The sequence below is a fragment of the Polaribacter litoreus genome, from assembly GCF_054584775.1.
This window is the reverse complement of the sequence record NZ_JBTLRD010000007.1, coordinates 21,717-40,332: the sequence shown is the minus strand read 5'-3', so window position 1 is coordinate 40,332 and position 18,616 is coordinate 21,717. Positions and strand designations below refer to the sequence as shown.

The 18,616-nt window shown below is 31.4% G+C and carries 16 protein-coding genes; 13 read left to right on the top strand and 3 right to left on the bottom strand.

Annotated elements, in window-relative coordinates; all coding sequences use genetic code 11:
• The first annotated feature begins 64 nt into the window (after positions 1-64).
• The gene (locus ACW9UN_RS07710) at positions 65-2,449 is read left to right on the top strand and encodes a penicillin acylase family protein (RefSeq protein WP_459485471.1); all 2,385 of its coding nucleotides are present in this window, start codon (positions 65-67) and stop codon (positions 2,447-2,449) included.
• Positions 2,450-2,451: 2 nt separating this feature from the next.
• Here ACW9UN_RS07710 and ACW9UN_RS07705 read toward each other — a convergent pair whose 3' ends face one another.
• Genes ACW9UN_RS07705 through ACW9UN_RS07695 form a run of 3 tightly spaced genes read right to left on the bottom strand, consistent with a single transcriptional unit; the run spans position 2,452 to position 4,533 of the window.
• Entirely contained in the window at positions 2,452-3,138 is a 687-nt protein-coding gene (locus ACW9UN_RS07705) for an RluA family pseudouridine synthase (RefSeq protein WP_459485469.1), read from the bottom strand.
• A 6-nt stretch (positions 3,139-3,144) separates the two neighbouring features.
• Positions 3,145-3,756, bottom strand: a complete 612-nt coding sequence (gene yihA, locus ACW9UN_RS07700; protein ID WP_459485467.1) for a ribosome biogenesis GTP-binding protein YihA/YsxC — start codon at positions 3,754-3,756, stop codon at positions 3,145-3,147.
• Between the two features lie 12 nt (positions 3,757-3,768).
• A complete protein-coding gene (locus ACW9UN_RS07695) occupies positions 3,769-4,533 on the bottom strand; it encodes an alpha/beta fold hydrolase (protein ID WP_459485465.1) in 765 nt (254 codons plus the stop codon).
• A gap of 205 nt (positions 4,534-4,738) precedes the next feature.
• On the opposite strand from ACW9UN_RS07695, the gene mraZ reads away from it, so the two are divergent.
• The 12 genes from mraZ to ftsA all read left to right on the top strand — a co-directional run bounded on the left by mraZ (position 4,739) and on the right by ftsA (position 18,579).
• On the top strand, positions 4,739-5,212 hold the full coding sequence (mraZ, locus tag ACW9UN_RS07690; protein WP_459485463.1) for a division/cell wall cluster transcriptional repressor MraZ: 474 nt from the start codon (positions 4,739-4,741) through the stop codon (positions 5,210-5,212).
• Positions 5,205-6,107, top strand: coding sequence for a 16S rRNA (cytosine(1402)-N(4))-methyltransferase RsmH (gene rsmH / locus ACW9UN_RS07685; RefSeq protein ID WP_459485460.1), 903 nt, complete (start codon positions 5,205-5,207; stop codon positions 6,105-6,107). Before mraZ ends, rsmH begins: the two co-directional genes overlap by 8 nt.
• A 1-nt stretch (position 6,108) precedes the next feature.
• Positions 6,109-6,435, top strand: a complete 327-nt coding sequence (locus ACW9UN_RS07680) for an FtsL-like putative cell division protein (RefSeq protein WP_459485458.1) — start codon at positions 6,109-6,111, stop codon at positions 6,433-6,435.
• Positions 6,436-6,494: 59 nt separating this feature from the next.
• Entirely contained in the window at positions 6,495-8,459 is a 1,965-nt protein-coding gene (locus ACW9UN_RS07675) for a PASTA domain-containing penicillin-binding protein (protein ID WP_459485721.1), read from the top strand.
• A 1-nt stretch (position 8,460) separates the two neighbouring features.
• Positions 8,461-9,927: a UDP-N-acetylmuramoyl-L-alanyl-D-glutamate--2,6-diaminopimelate ligase gene (locus ACW9UN_RS07670; protein WP_459485720.1), complete on the top strand. Its 1,467-nt coding sequence runs from the start codon at positions 8,461-8,463 to the stop codon at positions 9,925-9,927.
• Between the two features lies 1 nt (position 9,928).
• A complete protein-coding gene (mraY, locus tag ACW9UN_RS07665; RefSeq protein WP_459485456.1) occupies positions 9,929-11,155 on the top strand; it encodes a phospho-N-acetylmuramoyl-pentapeptide-transferase in 1,227 nt (408 codons plus the stop codon).
• Between the two features lie 109 nt (positions 11,156-11,264).
• Positions 11,265-12,623 carry a UDP-N-acetylmuramoyl-L-alanine--D-glutamate ligase gene (gene murD, locus ACW9UN_RS07660; RefSeq protein WP_459485718.1) on the top strand — a complete coding sequence of 453 codons (1,359 nt, stop codon included), beginning with the start codon at positions 11,265-11,267 and terminating at the stop codon, positions 12,621-12,623.
• A gap of 126 nt (positions 12,624-12,749) precedes the next feature.
• A complete protein-coding gene (locus tag ACW9UN_RS07655) occupies positions 12,750-13,973 on the top strand; it encodes an FtsW/RodA/SpoVE family cell cycle protein (protein ID WP_459485454.1) in 1,224 nt (407 codons plus the stop codon).
• A complete protein-coding gene (gene murG, locus ACW9UN_RS07650; protein ID WP_459485452.1) occupies positions 13,960-15,078 on the top strand; it encodes an undecaprenyldiphospho-muramoylpentapeptide beta-N-acetylglucosaminyltransferase in 1,119 nt (372 codons plus the stop codon). The genes ACW9UN_RS07655 and murG overlap by 14 nt, the downstream gene beginning before the upstream one ends.
• A gap of 32 nt (positions 15,079-15,110) precedes the next feature.
• Complete coding sequence (gene murC / locus ACW9UN_RS07645) at positions 15,111-16,529, top strand: UDP-N-acetylmuramate--L-alanine ligase (RefSeq protein WP_459485450.1); 1,419 nt, start codon at positions 15,111-15,113, stop codon at positions 16,527-16,529.
• Positions 16,519-17,244 carry a cell division protein FtsQ/DivIB gene (locus ACW9UN_RS07640; RefSeq protein ID WP_459485448.1) on the top strand — a complete coding sequence of 242 codons (726 nt, stop codon included), beginning with the start codon at positions 16,519-16,521 and terminating at the stop codon, positions 17,242-17,244. The genes murC and ACW9UN_RS07640 overlap by 11 nt, the downstream gene beginning before the upstream one ends.
• Positions 17,245-17,250: 6 nt before the next feature.
• Positions 17,251-18,579 (top strand): cell division protein FtsA, encoded by a 1,329-nt coding sequence (gene ftsA / locus ACW9UN_RS07635; RefSeq protein WP_459485447.1) that lies wholly within the window; start codon positions 17,251-17,253, stop codon positions 18,577-18,579.
• Positions 18,580-18,616 lie beyond the last annotated feature (37 nt).

The window sequence follows — 18,616 nt, the reverse complement described above, 5'->3', positions numbered from 1 at the left end:
ATAAATTTATACTTCAAAAATACAATTTAAATCCTTTATCTTTGATATGATCAAATGTTTTCATATGAAATTTATAAAAAATATTCTAAAAATAGTTGTTGTTTTCATTATTCTAATCGCGATTGTGGTTTTTGGATATTCAAAATTCAATCAGCCTAAATATACAGGAAATTTAGAGCTTTCTAATTTATCTGATGAAGTTACTGTATATTTTGATGAAATTGGTGTGCCTCACATTAATGCTTACAATCAAAAAGATGCTTATTTGGCTTTGGGTTATGTACATGCGCAAGATAGATTGTGGCAAATGGAACTCATCAGAAGAATTGCTCCTGGAAGATTGTCAGAAATTTTTGGAAAAGATTTAGTAAGCACAGATGTGTTTTTTTCTGGTTTGGGTATAGAAGAATCTGCTGATAAAACAATGGCTAGTTTAGATAAAAATGATCAATCTTATGTTTTGTCTCAAGCATATTTAGATGGAATTAATCAATTCATTGAGGAAGGGGAAACTCCTTTGGAATTTAGGTTACTAGGGATAGCAAAAGAAAAATATACCATAAAAGACATCTATAATGTGTTTGGTTATATGTCTTTTAGTTTTGCTGTGGCTCATAAAACAGATCCACTATTAACCGAAATAAAAGAGAAATTAGGGAAACCTTATTTAGATGAAGTTTTAGGTGCTTACTCTAAAAATTTGCTCATCAATAAAATGGATAGCGTTTCAAAAATAAACGCAAAATTTTCTAAAAGTGTAAGTGCAATTATGGATAATATGCCAGTTTCACCTTTAATTGGTAGTAATTCTTGGGTAATTGGTGCAGATAAAACCAAAAACGGAAAAGTGATTTTTGCAAACGATCCACATATTGGCTATTCGCAACCTTCTGTTTGGTATCAGAACCATATTAAAACTCCAGATTTTGAGATGTACGGATTTAATATTGCCTTAATGCCTTTTCCATTATTGGGTCATAATAAAGATTATGCATATGGTTTAACAATGTTGGCTAACGACGATTTAAATTTTTATATCGAAGAAAATCATCCAGAAAAAAATACTGCTTATAAAACAGTTAATGGTTATAAAAATTACGAATTAAGAACAAAAACAATTAAGGTTAAAGGTGATGTAGACACTACTTTTCAAGTAAAAGTTTCTGATCATGGACCAATTATGAACGGAATTATTTCGCATTTAAATGATGAAATGCCTATTGCAATGCATTGGATTTATACGCAATTAAAAAATGAAATGTTGGATGTTTCTCACGGAATTTCTCACGCTAATTCTTTGGCTGATTTTAAAAAATCTGTTGCTAAAATTCATGCACCTGGTTTAAATGTTATGTATGGTGATGCTGATGATAATATTGCTTGGTTTGCCTCTGCAAAATTGTATCAATTAAGAGACAGTTTATCTTCTAAAATCTTTTTAGATGGTGCTTCTGGAAATGATGAAATTACTGAATATTTAGATTTTAATGAAAATCCAAAATCTATAAATCCGAAAAATAATTATGTGTATTCTGCCAATCATCAACCAGATTCTGTAAGAGGAAAATTATATCCTGGTTATTATCAACCAGAAAATAGATCCAAAAGAATTGTTACCCTTTTAGAAGCTAAAAACGATTTTACAAAACAAGATGTTGCAGAAATGTTGTATGATGTTACTTCTTCTGTAGATCATAAAATTGCCAGAGATTTGTTAAAATATGTAGCAAAAAATAAATTAGGTCCTTCTGAAAAACAAGCATTTTCAATTTTAGAAAAGTGGGAAGGAGCTTATTTGAAATCATCAATTGCACCTACAATTTACAATCGATTTTTGTTTGAGTTTTTACAAAATACTTATAAAGATGAATTAGGTGATGGTTTTGATTTATTTATAAATTCGCAACTTCAAGACCAAGTTTTGCCAAATCAAATTGCTAGAGAAAATTCTGTTTGGTGGGATGATTTATCAACAAAAAATAAAGTAGAAACAAAAGAAGAAATTATTACAAAATCGTATAAAAATGCGATTGCTTTTCTACAAAATCAATTGGGAGAAAATGTAGAAAGTTGGTTTTGGGAAAGAGTAATTTCTGTAGAACACGAACACGCAATTGGGAAAGCTGGCGGACTTTTACGTAAAATTTTTAATGTTGGTCCTTTTAAAACAGTTGGTGGTAATGAGGTGATTAACAACCAGATTTTTAAGTTAGATAGTACTGGTGTTTATAAAATTACAGCTGGGCCATCTTCTAGAAGAGTTATCGATTTTTCTGATGTAGAAAATAGTTTAGGTATTGTTCCAACTGGTCAATCTGGTAATATTTTTAGCGATTATTATAAAGATCAAGCAGAAAAATATGTTGATGGTAAATTTGAAAAAATGAAACTAAATGAGGCTGAAATTAAAAAAAGTGAGAATATTTTGATTCTAAAACCCAAGAATTAAGTTTAATGGCAAGCATTCCAAATTACTTCATTTGGTGTTGGTGCAATTATCGAAATCTGTTCTTTAGAAACTGGGTGAACAAATTCTATTTTTCTGGCATGTAAATGTATGCTACCATCTTTATTGCTTCTGTTAAAGCCGTATTTTAAATCGCCTTTAATAGGAAAACCAATAGCAGATAATTGTGCTCTAATTTGATGATGTCTACCTGTTTCTAAATCAATTTCTAGCAAAGCATAGTTATCTAGTTTTTTAAGAATAGTATAATGTAAAACCGCTCTTTTAGATCCTGCAATTTCTTTGTTAAAAACAGAAGATTTGTTGTTCTTAGGATTCTTTTTTAAGAAATTAATAAGCGTGTCTTTTTCTTTCTTCGGATGATTTTTAACAACTGCCCAATAAGTTTTGTTGATTTTTTTATCGCGCAACATTTTGTTTAAGCGCTCTAAAGCTTTAGAAGTTCTTGCAAAAATAATTACGCCAGAAGTAGGTCTGTCTAAACGATGCACAACACCTAAAAAAACATTACCAGCTTTGTTGTATTTTTCTTTAATGTATTCCTTTACAACATCACTTAAAGGTTTATCGCCAGTTTTATCACCTTGGGTAATATCTCCAGAACGTTTGTTAACAATAATAATATGATTGTCTTCAAACAAAACTTGTAAGTTGCCTTTATGAGAATGCATGATTGATTATTTAAAATCTTTGGCTACATCTTTGTTTACACCATCTATAAATTCTAAAAATTCTTTACGCCCTAAACCAGAAGTAGAAGAGGTTAAAAAAGAAGTTGGCACAGTTTCCCAGTGTTGTAATAATTTTTTCTTGTAAGATGTAATTTGCTTATTTAATTTAGAGCTTGGCAATTTATCTGCTTTTGTAAAAACCAAGCAAAAAGGAATTTGATTTTCGCCTAAAAAGCGCATAAAATCTAAATCAATTTTTTGAGGATCGTGTCTAGAATCAATCAAAACAAAAGTACAAACTAATTGTTCTCTTTCTTTAAAGTAGTTTTCTATAAAGTACTGAAAAATAACTCTTTTTTTCTTAGAAACTTGTGCATAACCATAGCCAGGTAAATCTACCAAAAACCATTCGTCATTAATTTTAAAATGATTAATTAATTGTGTTTTACCAGGTTTTCCAGAAGTTTTTGCAAGCGCTTTACGCTCCATTAACATATTTATTAATGAAGATTTACCAACGTTAGAACGCCCAATAAAAGCATATTCTGGTAGCCTTTCTTTAGGTGCATTAATAACATTGCTGTTACTCATTACAAATTCAGCAGTTTTAATTTTCACAACGTAAAATGTTTAGAATTTTGTCGATTTTAACCAATCACCCAAAATCTGATTAAATTCTTCAGGTCTTTCCATCATTGCAGCATGTCCACATTTATCAATCCAAAACAAGTCTGAATTTGGTAACAATTTATGAAAATCGTGAGCAACTTCAGGAGGCGTAACTCCATCTTGTTTTCCCCAAATTAAACAGGTTGGTTGTTGCATGTTTGGCAAATCATTGGCCATATTATGTCTAATAGCGCTTTTTGCAATAGAAATGGTTTTTAATGCTTTTATTCTGTCGTTAACAGTAGCATATACATCATCTACTAATTCTTTAGTTGCTATAGCAGGATCATAAAAAACATCTTTCGCTTTTTGCTCTATAAATTCGTAGTTTCCTCTTTTCGGAAAACTATCTCCCATTGCATTTTCATACAAACCAGAGCTTCCTGTTAACACAAGTCCACCCACTTTTTCGGGGTAGTGCTTGGTAAAGTAAAGCGCAATGTGGCCTCCAAGAGAGTTTCCTAAAAGAATTACATTGTCTAGTTTTTTATATTCTAAGAATTCTTTTAAATACTTTGCTAAGTTCTTAACGTTTGTTTTTATAAGTGGAAGCGTATACAAAGGTAATTCAGGAATCAATATTTTATAACCATTTTTTGAAAAATGATCAAAAGTAGGACCAAAATTACTTAAAGCACCCATTAAACCGTGTAAAACAATGATTGCAGGTCCTTCTCCAGCTTCTGCATATGTAAACTTTCCTTCAGTTTTTAACTTGTCAGTCATTGATTTTTGTTTGAATTCACTAAACGCAAATGTAGTTCTTTTTTATAACATACAAACTCAATTCTTTATCAGTCAATTACACTTATTAACAGGTATGTTTGTTAGGGTTGTAGAGCTCTAGCTCTGTTTTTATTAACAAAGTGGTAAAAAGTGGTAAGAAGTGGTATTTTTTATATATTTTTGAACTATAATTTAATGTTTTTAAGTGATAAACCTCATTGGCGAATATAATTGTAAAGTAGATGCTAAAGGAAGGGTGATGTTTCCGTCGGCTTTCAAAAAGCAACTTGCGTCAGTTTTAGAGGAAGGTTTTGTGTTAAAAGAGTCTATATATGAGCGTTGTTTAGAGTTGTATCCTATGCAAACTTGGAATGCAACCATGTCTAAGGTTGCTACAAAAAATAGATTCGATAAAGAAACAAATGATTTCATTAGAAGGTTTTCTGCAGGTGTAAAGTTAATTGAATTAGATGGTACAGGTAGATTTTTAATTGCAAAAAATTTATGCAATCACGCAAATATTAAAAAAGAAATTACAATGATATCTTCTATCGATAGAATCGAGATTTGGAATAGTGAAGATTATCAAAAGAAACTAGAAAGCGAAAAAGAAAATTTTGCAAAGCTAGTACAAAAAGTTATGGTAGATGGAGAATTAAAAATGAAGGAAGATGAGTAGTTATCACAATGCTGTTTTGTTAAAAGAAAGTGTAGATGCCTTAGCTATTAAAAAAGAGGGTGTTTATGTTGATGTTACTTTTGGTGGTGGAGGTCATTCTAAAGAAATTTTGAGTAGACTTGGCAAAAACGGAAAATTGTATGCATTTGATCAAGATCCTGATGCGTTAGCAAATGCAATTGATGATAATCGTTTTACATTAATTCCTGAAAATTTTAGATACATCTCAAGGTTTTTAAGATTCCATGGAGTAAGAAAAGTTGATGGTATTTTAGCAGATTTAGGGGTTTCTTCTCATCAATTTGATGAAGCAGAAAGAGGTTTTTCAACACGATTTGAAGGTGATTTAGATATGCGAATGAATCAAAAATCTAAAAAATCGGCCAAAGAAATTATCAACAATTATTCTGAAGAACAATTGGCGAGTATTTTATTTGCTTATGGCGAGTTAAGAAATTCTAGAAAGATAGCAAGACTTATAGTTCATGCGAGAGGTAGTAAAAAAATTGAAACCAGTTTTCAATTAAAAGATGCTTTAAGAACAGTTTTGCCAAAAGCAAAAGAACATAAAATATTGGCTCAGATTTTTCAGGCCATCAGAATTGAAGTAAATGAAGAATTAGAGGTTTTAAAAGAGTTTTTAGAGCAAACTCCAAATCTATTAAATAGTGAGGGTAGGTTAAGTGTAATTTCTTATCACTCTCTAGAAGATCGGTTGGTAAAAAGGTTTATAAGAACAGGGTTGTTTGAGGGTGAACCAGAAAAAGATGTTTTTGGAAATTCGAATGAACCTTTAAAAAAAATAGGAAAATTAATTATTCCGAAACCAGAAGAAATCAAAATTAATAACAGAGCAAGAAGTGCAAAATTAAGAATTGCAACTTTAAAGAATTAAAATGGCAAAGGTTAAAAAAGGAGTTTACGATTTTCTAAGAGGAAGTTTCCTTACAGATGAGTCTGCTTTTAAAAATTGGCGAATTATCATTTTTGTGGTGTTGTTAATGTTGATTATGATTTATAGTTCGCACAGTGCAGAGAAAAAGGTTTTTGAAATATCTGCATTAAATAAAAAGAAACGAGAATTAAGAGCAGAATATGTAGATACAGGAACCATTTTAATGCGTTTAAAAATGGAATCTAGCATAAGAGAAAAAGCAAAGGCAAGAGGGTTAAAGCCGTCAAAAACTCCTCCAAAAAAAATAAAAGTAACGATTAAAGACTAATAAAATTGGCAACTCACAAAAAAAGCATACTTACTAAATTCTACATAGTGGCTTCTTTTATGACGCTCATTTTGTTTGCAATAATTTTTCGTGTGGTTAATATTCAGTACGTTCAGGGAGAAAAATATAAGAAACTGGCAACTGAGCTAACCTTAAAACAGTTTACCATTAAAGCAAATAAAGGTAATGTATATGGTGCTGATGGTAATTTATTAGCTACATCAATGTCTAAATATACCATAAGAATGGATGTTATTGCAGCTGCAAGACACAAAGATTTTGAAAAAGATATCGCTGCTTTATGTAGAGAGCTGTCTAAAATGTTGGGCAAGTCTGCCAATTATTATCAAAAGAAATTAAGAACAGCAAAAAGGCGTAATAATAGATACTTATTAATTGCAAAAGATGTTGGTTATAGCGATTATCTAAAAATGAAAACATTTCCAATCTTTAAACTAGGGGTTTATGGAGGTGGTTTTATAGCAGAGCATAAAACAGTTCGTGCACATCCAATTGGTAAAATTGCAGAACGTACAATTGGTTATGATGATTTTAGAGGAGAAGCAGGTATAGAAGGTGCTTTTGCAGATTTTATGCAAGGAGAAGATGGTTTGCGCTGGAAACAAAAAATTGCTAAAAATCAATGGAAACCAATTTCTGATGTAAATGAAAAAGAACCTGTAGATGGTCATGATATTATTACAACTATAGATGTAAATATACAAGATATTACACATCATGCGTTATTACGTCAATTAGAAAATTTTGAGGCAGATCATGGTTGTGCAGTAGTTATGGAAACTGCTACAGGAGAAATTAAAGCAATTTCTAATCTAGGAAGAACATCAAAAGGAAAGTATTACGAAAAAAGAAATTATGCAGTTTGGGAAAGTCATGAGCCTGGTTCTACATTTAAACTAGCCAGTTTAATGGCGGCTTTAGATGATAAAGTAATTGATACATCAACAGTAGTTGATACCGAAAAAGGAAAAATTTACATCCATAATAGAAAAGTAGAAGATTCTAGAAGAGGTGGTTATGGTAAAATTTCCGCAGCGCGTGTTTTTGAAGTTTCATCAAATGTTGGTATTGTTAAGTTGATAAAAAAGCATTACGATCATCAACCAGAAAAATTTATTTCAAAAATAGAAGATTATGGTTTTACAAAACCAATAGGTTTTCAAATTAAAGGAGAAGGAAAACCTTATGTACCAAAACCATCAGACAAAAGTTGGAGTAAAATTTCTTTAGAATGGATGTCTTGGGGATATGGAATTTCTGTAACGCCAATGCAAACACTCATGTTTTATAATGCTGTTGCCAATAATGGAGTTATGGTAAAACCGCGTTTTGTAAAAGAATTAAGAAGGGAAGATAAAGCAGAAAAAGTTTTTGAAACGGAGATTGTTAATCCACAAATTGCATCCAAAGAAACATTGAAAAAAATTAAAAAAGTGATGGAAAATGTGGTTATAAAAGGTACTGCAGATAATATTTATTCATCCAATTTTTCAATGGCTGGTAAAACAGGAACTGCCAAAAAATACATTCCTAGAACTAAAAATAGCAAAGGAGAATGGGAAGGTGGTTATTATTCTACAAAAAGATATGTTGCTTCTTTTGTAGGCTTTTTTCCTGCAGATAAACCTAAATATTCTTGTATTGTGGTGGTTCATGATCCTGATAAAAAGAAAGGATATTATGGAGCAACTGTAGCAGCTCCTATTTTTAAAGAAATTGCACAGAAAATTTATACAACTACGCCTATTGATAATCAGTCTGTAGAAGATAAAATAGAATTTGCTACGATAGAAAATCAATACAATAGTTATAATAAAATCATCAATAAAGAATATACCAAAGTACCGAACGTAAAAGGCATGGATGGCATGGATGCAGTGTCTATGTTAGAAAGTATAGGTTTAAAAGTTCAATTTTCTGGTGTTGGAAAAGTAAAAAACCAGTCGATTAAAAAGGGCCAAAAACTCGTAAAAGGAAGTACCATTATTTTAAAATTATCATAAACTGAAAAATTTACAAGACATATTATATAAGGTTGCTATCAAACAAGTGTTTGGTATTACCAATATTGATGTAAATCAGATTGTTTTCGATTCTAGAAAAATTGAAAAGAATGATGTATTTGTGGCTCAAAAAGGCGTGCAAGTAGATGGTCATTTATATATTGATAAAGCAATTGCTCTAGGTGCTACAGCTGTGGTTTGCGAAGATTTTCCTTCGGATAAAAAAGAAGGAATCACTTATGTTCAGGTTGATGATGCAAATGTTGCTTTGGCAATTATGGCTTCTAATTTTTATGATAATCCTTCCACAAAATTTCAAGTTGTTGGGGTAACAGGTACAAATGGTAAAACTACAATTGCTTCTTTATTGTATCAATTATTTTACAAAGCAGGTTATAAAGTAGGTTTATTATCAACCGTAAAAATTTTGGTTGATGAAACCGAATTTAAAGCTACACATACCACTCCAGATTCAATTACAATTAATCAGTATTTAGACAAGATGTTAGAGGCTGGTGTTGAGTATTGTTTTATGGAAGTGAGTTCGCACGGAATTCATCAAAAAAGAACAGAAGGTTTAACGTTTGCTGGCGGAATTTTTACAAACTTATCTCACGATCATTTAGATTATCATGCAACTTTTGCTGAGTACAGAAATGTAAAAAAACAATTTTTTGATGGGTTGCCAAAATCGGCTTTTGCATTAACAAATATCGACGATAAAAATGGCAACTTTATGTTGCAAAACACCAAAGCAAAAAAATACAGTTATGCTTTAAAAACACTTGCAGATTACAAAACTAGAATTTTAGAAAAACAACTTTCTGGCACTTTAATTTCTATGGATGGAACTGAAGTTTGGACTAAATTAATTGGTGTTTTTAATATCTACAACCTCACTGCAATTATTGCAACTGCAGAGTTATTAGGTTTAGATAAATTAGAAATTTTAACCATTGTAAGTCAGTTAGAGAGTGTTAGTGGGCGTTTTCAGTACACTATTTCTGATGATGGAATTACTGCAATTGTAGATTATGCTCATACTCCAGATGCTTTGAAAAATGTATTAGAAACCATTAACGATATTAGAACCAACAACGAAAATGTAATTACAGTTGTAGGTTGTGGAGGTGATAGAGACAAAACAAAAAGACCAAAAATGGCAAATATTGCATCGCAATTAAGCAACCAAGCCATTTTTACGTCAGACAATCCAAGAACCGAAAATCCTCAAACTATTTTAGAGGACATGGAAGCTGGGGTTTCGCCAGAAAATTATAAAAAAACATTAACGATTTTAGATAGAAAACAGGCAATAAGAACCGCATGTAAGCTATCAAAAACTGGAGATATCATTTTAATTGCAGGAAAAGGACACGAAAATTATCAAGAAATAAATGGAGTTCGATCTCATTTTGATGATTTAGAGGAAGTAATGTATTGTTTCAATCAACTAAAAAACAATTAAAATGCTGTATTATTTATTTGAATATTTAGAAAGTCAATTTAGTGTTCCTGGTGCTAGTGTGTTTCAATTTATCACATTTAGAGCAGCAGCAGCATTTATTTTGTCGCTTTTGATTTCTGCAATTTACGGAAAAAGAATTATTAATTATTTAAGAAAACAACAAGTAGGCGAAACTGTAAGAGATTTGGGTTTAGAGGGACAAAAACAAAAATCAGGCACACCAACAATGGGTGGTGTAATTATCATTTTTGCAACCTTAATACCGGTTTTTTTACTAACAAAATTAGATAATGTCTACATCGTAATTTTAATCATTACCACAGTTTGGATGGGCTTAATTGGTTTTTTAGACGATTATATAAAAGTATTTAAAAAAGATAAAGAAGGCCTAAAAGGTAAATTTAAAGTTCTTGGGCAAGTTGGTTTAGGTGTTATTGTTGGTTCTATGCTTTATTTTAATGATGGGGTTACTATTAAAGAACAACTGCCAAAAGAGCAACAAGTAATACAAGAAAATGGTAAACGAAAAGTGTTTGGAGATGCCCATAAATCAACAAAAACAACAGTACCTTTTTTTAAAGATAATGAGTTAGATTATGCAAAACCGCTAAGTTTTTTAGGTGATGGATACGAAAAATATGGTTGGATAATTTTTATATTCATTACAGTATTTATTGTAACAGGTATTTCTAATGGTGCAAATCTTACTGATGGTATAGATGGTTTGGCAGCGGGTTCATCTGCAATTATAGTAGTTACATTAGCGGCTTTTGCATGGGTTTCAGGTAACATCATTTTTGCCGATTATTTAGATGTGATGTACATCCCAAATTCTGGTGAAATGACAGTTTTTATTTTAGCTTTTGCAGGTGCGTTAATTGGTTTTTTATGGTACAATACGTATCCAGCACAGGTTTTTATGGGAGATACTGGGAGTTTAACCATTGGCGGAATTATAGCAGTAATTGCAATTTCGATTCGTAAAGAATTATTACTACCCATTTTAGCAGGGATTTTTGTAGTAGAAAACCTTTCTGTAATCATGCAAGTTTCTTGGTTTAAATATACCAAAAAGAAATTTGGAGAAGGACGAAGGATTTTTAAAATGGCCCCTTTGCATCACCATTATCAGAAGTTAAATTATCACGAAAGTAAAATTGTTGTCCGTTTTTGGGTTGTAGGAATTCTGTTAGCCGTTTTTACAATTGTGACATTAAAGTTGAGGTAAAAGCCCATCCCAACCTTCCCAAAGGGAAGGAACTAGCAAGTTTGAGGATAAAGGATAAAGAAATAAAAATTAAAGAAAATTGAGTAAGAGAACAACAAAAGAAGCTAACATTTTTACCCCCTTTGGGGGAAAGGGGGCTTTTCTTGTGATTCTTGGAGCAGGAGAAAGTGGAGTTGGTACAGCAATCTTGGGTAAACAAAAAGGATATAAGGTTTTTGTGTCAGATAAGGGTGAAATATCAAAAAAATATAAAGAAGTTCTTTTACATAACGAAATAGATTTTGAGGAAAATCAACATACAGAAAGTAAAATATTAAATGCTAATGTGGTAATGAAAAGTCCTGGTATTCCAGATAAAGTTGCTTTAGTTCAAAAGTTAATAGAAAAATCAATTCCAGTGATTTCTGAAATTGAATTTGCAGCTCAGTTTACTGATGCAACTGTTGTTGGAATTACAGGTTCAAACGGAAAAACAACAACAACATTAATAACGCATCATATTTTGCAAAATGCAGGATTACATGTGGGGGTGGCAGGAAATATTGGAGAAAGTTTTGCAAAACAAGTTGCTGAACATAATTATAAAAATTATGTGTTGGAAATCAGTAGTTTTCAGTTAGATGGCATTGAGAATTTCAATCCACATATTGCCATTTTAACAAACATTTCTCCAGATCATTTAGATAGATATGATTATAAGTTCGAAAATTATATCAACTCAAAATTTAGAATTACAAAAAATCAACAACCAACCGATTATTTCATTTATGATGCAGATGACGAAGTGATTAATAGTTGGATAACAAAAAATAAAATACAAGCAAAATTAGTTCCGTTTTCAATCGAAAAAGAATTGAAATACGGTGCGTACATCAAAGAAAATAATATTATAATCAACATAAATAAAGAACAAATACATATGCCAATATCAACCTTATCAATAAAAGGAAAACACAATACAAAAAACGTTATGGCTGCTGCAATGGCTGCGCAATTATTAGGTGTTAGAAAAGAGTTTATCAAAGAAAGTATGGCAACTTTTGAAGGTGCTGAACACCGATTAGAAAATGTAGCTAAAGTAAAAGATGTAGAATATATTAACGATTCTAAGGCCACAAACGTAAATGCAACTTTTTACGCTTTAGAGTGTATGGACAAACAAACTATTTGGATTGTTGGTGGTGTAGATAAAGGAAATGATTACACAGATTTACTGCCTTTAGTAAGAGAAAAGGTAAAAGCTATTGTGTGTTTAGGTGTAGATAACCAAAAAATAAAAAATACGTTTAGCAATGTTATTGATATGATTGTGGAAACTGCTGGGGCAGAAGAAGCTGTTAAGGTTGCTCACAAATTAGCAGAAAGAGGAGATGCTGTTTTATTATCACCTGCTTGCGCAAGTTTCGATTTGTTTGAAAGTTATGAAGATAGAGGTCGTCAATTTAAAAATGCAGTACGAAATCTATAAAGCTTTTCTCAATGATTTTGCAGTAAGTTAATTGGAAAGTCTCATTAAAATTAATGATTAAAATAACGATTAAAATATAGATAAAACAACAGTAATGCTCTTTTTTAGAGAAATTAAGTAAGGCTTATGAAAACTATTTTTAGACATATTAAAGGAGATAAAGCTATTTGGGCTCTTGTAGCCATTTTGGCAATATCTTCATTTATGCCTGTATATAGTGCAAAAACAAATATTTTATATGTTACCGGTTTAAGCTCAGCGTTTACTCATTTAATGAAACATTTTGTTTTACTCTTTATGGGATTTGGTATTATTTATGGGGTACATAAAGTTCCATACCGATATTTTTCTGGAGGTTCTGTACTAATGCTTCCTGTAGTTATTGTTTTATTGATTTTTACCTTAATGCAAGGCACTATAAAAGAAGGTGCAAATGCAAGTAGATGGATTGAAGTGGCAGGTGTAGGTTTTCAAACATCAACTTTAGCAGGTTTAGTATTAATGGTATATGTGGCAAGATATTTAGCAAAAAATAAGGAGAAGCAAATAAAATTTAAAGAGAGTATTTGGCAGTTGTGGTTGCCAGTTTCAATTATTTTAATGTTGATTTTACCAGCAAACTTTTCTACAACAGCTATTATTTTTGCAATGATTTTAACGGTTTCTTTTATTGGAGGGTACCCTGTAAAATATTTAGCTTTTATCTTAGGTGCAGGAATTATAGCTTTATCAATTTTCATATTAATTGCGAAAGCTTTTCCAGATGCAATGCCAAATAGAGTGCAAACTTGGGAAAGTAGAATTACCAATTTTTTTCCTTCAGATGAAGTTGAAGAAGGTCAAACAGAGGGCACAGGAAAAACAAAAAATACAGAAAATTATCAAGTTCAAAAAGCCAAAATTGCAATTGCAACAGGTGGCGTTGTTGGTGTAGGGCCAGGAAAAAGTGTTCAAAAAAATTTCTTGTACGCATCAGAGTCAGATTTTATTTATGCCATAATTGTAGAAGAATTTGGTTTATTAGGTGGTTTAACTGTCATTTTAATTTACTTTCTTTTGTTGTTTAGATTTTTTATAGTCATAAAAAAAACAACTACAATTTTTGGTACATTATTAGTAGTAGGTGCAGGTTTGCCAATTATATTTCAAGCAATCATAAATATGGCAGTAGCTACCAATTTGTTTCCTGTTACAGGGCAAACATTGCCACTACTAAGTAGCGGAGGTACCTCTATTTGGATGACTTGTTTTGCACTAGGAATGATTTTGAGTGTAAGTGCATCTACACAAGAAACAGAAGAAGATATTTTAGATGATAACCCTTTAGATATTTTGCATGAAACCTTATAATATACTCATATCAGGTGGTGGAACTGGAGGCCATATTTATCCGGCAATTGCAATTGCAAACGAGATAAAAATGCGCTATCCAGATGCTAATTTTCTATTTGTAGGTGCAAAAGATAAAATGGAAATGGAAAAAGTACCTCAAGCGGGTTATCAAATAAAAGGACTGTGGATTGCAGGAATTCAAAGAAAATTTACATTAGATAATTTATTATTCCCAATTAAATTGATATGTAGCCTATGGAAATCTAACGCAATTATCAAACAATTTCAACCAGATATTGCTATAGGTACAGGTGGTTTTGCAAGTGGACCTGCATTAATCATGGCAAATCGAAATAAAATACCAACGTTAATTCAAGAACAGAATTCTTATCCAGGTATTACCAATAAATTGTTGGGTAAAAGCGCAACTAAAATTTGTGTGGCTTATGATAATTTAGAACGATTTTTTCCTGCTGATAAAATCGTAAAAACAGGAAACCCAGTTCGCCAAGATTTATTGAGAATTTATAATAAGGTAGATGAAGGAAAAACATTCTTTAAATTAAATAAAACTAAAAAAACAATTTTAGTTTTAGGGGGTAGCTTAGGAGCTAGAAAAATAAATCAATTGATAGCAAACAATTTAGACTTTTTCAAACAACAAGATGTTCAAGTAATTTGGCAATGCGGAAAGTTTTATTTCGATGAATATAAAAAGTACAATGATTTAGAAGATGTTCAAGTACATCAGTTCATTAATAAAATGGATTTGGCGTATGCTGCTACAGATTTTATTATCTCTAGATCTGGAGCAAGTTCTGTTTCTGAACTCTGCATTGTGGGTAAACCTGTAATATTTATTCCATCACCTAATGTAGCTGAAGATCATCAAACAAAAAATGCAAAATCTGTTGTAAAACAGCATGGGGCAATTTTATTGCCAGAAAAAGAGTTAGATACCTTCCCCATTGTTTTTGAAACCTTACTAAAAGACAAAGGAAAGCAAGAGCATTTATCAGAAAATATACACGAGCTAGCCTTACCAAGTGCAACCACAAATATTGTAAACGAAGTAGAAAAATTATTAGCCCATTCCAACCTTCCCAAAGGGAAGGAGCTATAAATTTGGAAACAAAATTTGTATTAGAAATTAAAATGAGTAATTCAATAAAAAATAAATCAAATAAAAAGGTACTTCAAAAAGTCCTTCCCTCTGGGAAGGATTTAGGATGGGCTTGGAATTTTATATATTTTATTGGTATTGGAGGCATAGGAATGAGCGCAATTGCGCGTTATTTTGCCACCAATGGAAAAAATGTGGCTGGTTATGATAAAACACCTTCTCAAATTACTTCAAATTTAAGAGAGTTAGGTGTTCAAATTCATTTTGAAGATACATTACAACACATACCAATTTCTTTTTTAGACAAGGAAAAAACATTGGTAGTATTTACCCCAGCTGTTCCAGAAAATCATACGCAACTTCACTACTTCTTAGATAACGGTTTTAAGGTGTTAAAGCGATCTGAAATTCTAGGCGAAATAACAAAATCTACGTTTTGCTTAGCAGTAGCTGGTACGCATGGTAAAACCACAACATCGTCAATTTTAGGGCATATTATGCAACCAGAAAAAGCAACTTCTTTTCTGGGCGGAATTGCAGAAAACTACAATTCAAACTTAATTTTAGGAGAAGGTAAAATTACGGTGGTAGAGGCTGATGAGTTCGACAGATCTTTCTTAAAATTGAGTCCAGATATTGCGTGCATAACTTCTATGGATGCAGATCATTTAGATATTTATGGAGAAAAAGCAGCATTAGAAGAGTCTTTTTTTACTTTTGCACAAAAAGTATCAAATACCTTAATTATAGCTAAAGGGTTGCCTTTAAAAGGATTGACATATGCCATTAATGAAGATGCAGATTACAAAGCTTTTAATTTAAAAATAGAAAATGGCAACTATATTTTTGATGTACAAACCCCATCACAAATTATTAGTGATGTTCATTTTCATCTACCAGGCAAGCATAATGTTATGAATGCTTTAGCAGCTTTGGCTATGGCAGATGTGTATGGTGTTTCTTTAAACAATGTCAAAGAACGTTTAGCTACTTTTAAAGGTGTAAAGCGCAGGTTTTCCTATAAAATTAAAACGGATGATTTTGTGTTGATTGATGATTACGCACATCATCCAACAGAAATCAAAGCAGTAGAAAACGCTATTAGAGAAATGTATCCAAATGAAAAAGTATTAGTAGTTTTTCAGCCGCATTTGTTTTCAAGAACAAGAGATTTTAGTAATGATTTTGCATATGCGTTATCAAAATTTGATGAGATTTTGTTGCTAGATATTTATCCTGCAAGAGAACAACCAATACCAGGCATAACTTCTGAATGGTTATTTAGTAAAATAATGCATCATCAAAAAAAATTAACACAAAAAAATCAATTGATAAAAGACATTCAAAATTCACAAGCAAAGGTAGTTGTAATGTTAGGTGCAGGTGATATTGGGGTGCTTGTAGATGAAGTAACAAATCAATTTTTAAAACAACAAAAAAATGATGTTTAAAAGGTTGGTAAAATATCTATTATTTATTATGTTGATGCTAGGCTTAGGAGTTTTATATAGTTTTTCATCAAAAAAAAATGAAAATAGAAAAGTAAAAGAAATTATTGTTGAGTTTGAAAATGGCGCCAACAATTTTTTAACTCATCAAATGGTTAATAAATTGTTAATACAAAAAGGAGATAGTATTAAAAACAAAGCAAAATCTGTGATAAATTTAAACAGTTTAGAAAATAATGTAATTCAAAACCCTTATGTAGAAAAAGCATCTGTTTTTCTATCCATTAACGGTGTATTAAAAGCAGTCTTAAAACAGCGTACGCCAATAGCAAGAATTGTTGGAAAAAACAATTCTTATTATGTGGATAAAGAAGGTGTAAAAATACCCTTGTCTAGCAACTACTCAGCAAGAGTTGTATTGGTTTTAGGTGTTGATAACGATAAAGATTTGAATGAAGTTTTGCCATTAATAAATACTATTTTAGCCGATAGTTTTCTTCAAAAAGAAGTTGTTGGCATAGAGAGGTTTAAAAATAACGAATATGAATTTTCCGTTAGAAGCGGTAACTATAAAATCAATTTTGGTAAACTAACCGAAGTTGATGTAAAATTTAAAAAATTAAAAGCGTTTTATAACAAAACTTTTGAAGACAAAACAATTCAAAATTATAAAACCATAAATGTAAAATATCACAACCAAGTTGTGTGCACTAAATAAACTAAGATGGAAGACAATAAAATAGCTGTAGGTTTAGATATTGGTACTACCAAAATTGTTGCCATGATTGGTCGTAAAAACGAATATGGCAAAATTGAAGTAATTGGCATAGGAAAAGCCAAAAGTTTAGGTGTAAAACGTGGTGTGGTTAGCAACATTACACAAACCATTCAATCTATTCAACAGGCTGTAGATGAGGCAGAAAGCGTGTCTGGTGTTCAAATAGAAGAGGTGGTTGTTGGCATTGCAGGTCAGCATATTAGAAGTTTACATCATAGCGATTATATCACCAGAAATAATGCAGATGAAGTTATTGAAGATACAGATATCGAAGATCTAGTAAATCAAGTGCATAAATTAGTGATGCTGCCTGGAGAAGAAATTATTCATGTATTACCACAAGAATTTAAGGTAGATTCTCAAGCAGATATAAAAGAGCCAATAGGTATGTATGGTGGGCGATTAGAAGCTAATTTTCACGTAGTTGTTGGTCAGGTTTCATCTATAAGAAATATTGGGCGTTGCGTAAAAAGTGCAGGTTTAGATTTAAGTGAAATTACGTTAGAACCTCTAGCATCAGCACAAGCTGTATTAAGTCAAGAAGAAAAAGAAGCAGGTGTTGCCTTAATAGATATAGGAGGTGGTACAACAGATTTAGCCATTTTTAAAGACGGAATTATTAGACATACAGCAGTAATACCTTTTGGTGGAAATGTTATTACAGACGATATTAAAGAAGGTTGCTCTATTATAGAAAAACAAGCTGAATTGTTAAAAACTAAATTCGGTTCTGCTTGGCCAGGAGAAAATAAGGATACAGAAATTGTTTCAATACCGGGTTTAAGAGGTAGAGAACCTAAAGAAATAACGCTTAAAAACTTATCTAAAATTATTCATGCTAGAGTTCAAGAAATCATTGAACATGTATTTTTAGAAATAAAAAACTATGGTCATGAAACTGCCAAAGGAAAATTAATAGCAGGTATTGTTTTAACAGGTGGTGGATCAAAATTAAAACATTTACGCCAATTGGTAGAGTACATTACTGGAATGGATGCTAGAATTGGGTATCCTAATGAACATTTAGCAGGGGGGTCAGACGAAGCTTTATCTAGTCCGTCTTACGCAACAGCAGTTGGCTTGTTAATGGAGGGTTTAGAGAAAGATAGCAAAGTAGAAGAAATAGAAGAAGAGGTAGAAGAAGTTGTAAATGAAGAAAGTCAGGAAGAAGTTGTAGAAGAACCTAAAGTTGATAGTAAACCAAAACCAAAAAAGAAATCTTTTTTCGAAAAATTCACAGAAAGCCTAAAAGATTTTTTAGACAATGCAGAGTAACATCAGCAAGTAAATAGAACAAAGAACAAAACATCAA

What these genes read in the sequence shown, in the direction of transcription:
- ACW9UN_RS07640 (WP_459485448.1), top strand. Translation starts at nt 16,519, where the DNA reads ATGATGTTTAAAAGGTTGGTAAAATATCTATTATTTATTATGTTGATG.
- ACW9UN_RS07680 (WP_459485458.1), top strand. Translation starts at nt 6,109, where the DNA reads ATGGCAAAGGTTAAAAAAGGAGTTTACGATTTTCTAAGAGGAAGTTTC.
- murC (WP_459485450.1), top strand. Translation starts at nt 15,111, where the DNA reads ATGAGTAATTCAATAAAAAATAAATCAAATAAAAAGGTACTTCAAAAA.
- ACW9UN_RS07675 (WP_459485721.1), top strand. Translation starts at nt 6,495, where the DNA reads ATGACGCTCATTTTGTTTGCAATAATTTTTCGTGTGGTTAATATTCAG.
- ACW9UN_RS07705 (WP_459485469.1), bottom strand. Translation starts at nt 3,138, where the DNA reads ATGCATTCTCATAAAGGCAACTTACAAGTTTTGTTTGAAGACAATCAT.
- ACW9UN_RS07695 (WP_459485465.1), bottom strand. Translation starts at nt 4,533, where the DNA reads ATGACTGACAAGTTAAAAACTGAAGGAAAGTTTACATATGCAGAAGCT.
- ACW9UN_RS07710 (WP_459485471.1), top strand. Translation starts at nt 65, where the DNA reads ATGAAATTTATAAAAAATATTCTAAAAATAGTTGTTGTTTTCATTATT.
- ftsA (WP_459485447.1), top strand. Translation starts at nt 17,251, where the DNA reads ATGGAAGACAATAAAATAGCTGTAGGTTTAGATATTGGTACTACCAAA.
- rsmH (WP_459485460.1), top strand. Translation starts at nt 5,205, where the DNA reads ATGAGTAGTTATCACAATGCTGTTTTGTTAAAAGAAAGTGTAGATGCC.
- mraY (WP_459485456.1), top strand. Translation starts at nt 9,929, where the DNA reads ATGCTGTATTATTTATTTGAATATTTAGAAAGTCAATTTAGTGTTCCT.
- ACW9UN_RS07655 (WP_459485454.1), top strand. Translation starts at nt 12,750, where the DNA reads ATGAAAACTATTTTTAGACATATTAAAGGAGATAAAGCTATTTGGGCT.
- murG (WP_459485452.1), top strand. Translation starts at nt 13,960, where the DNA reads ATGAAACCTTATAATATACTCATATCAGGTGGTGGAACTGGAGGCCAT.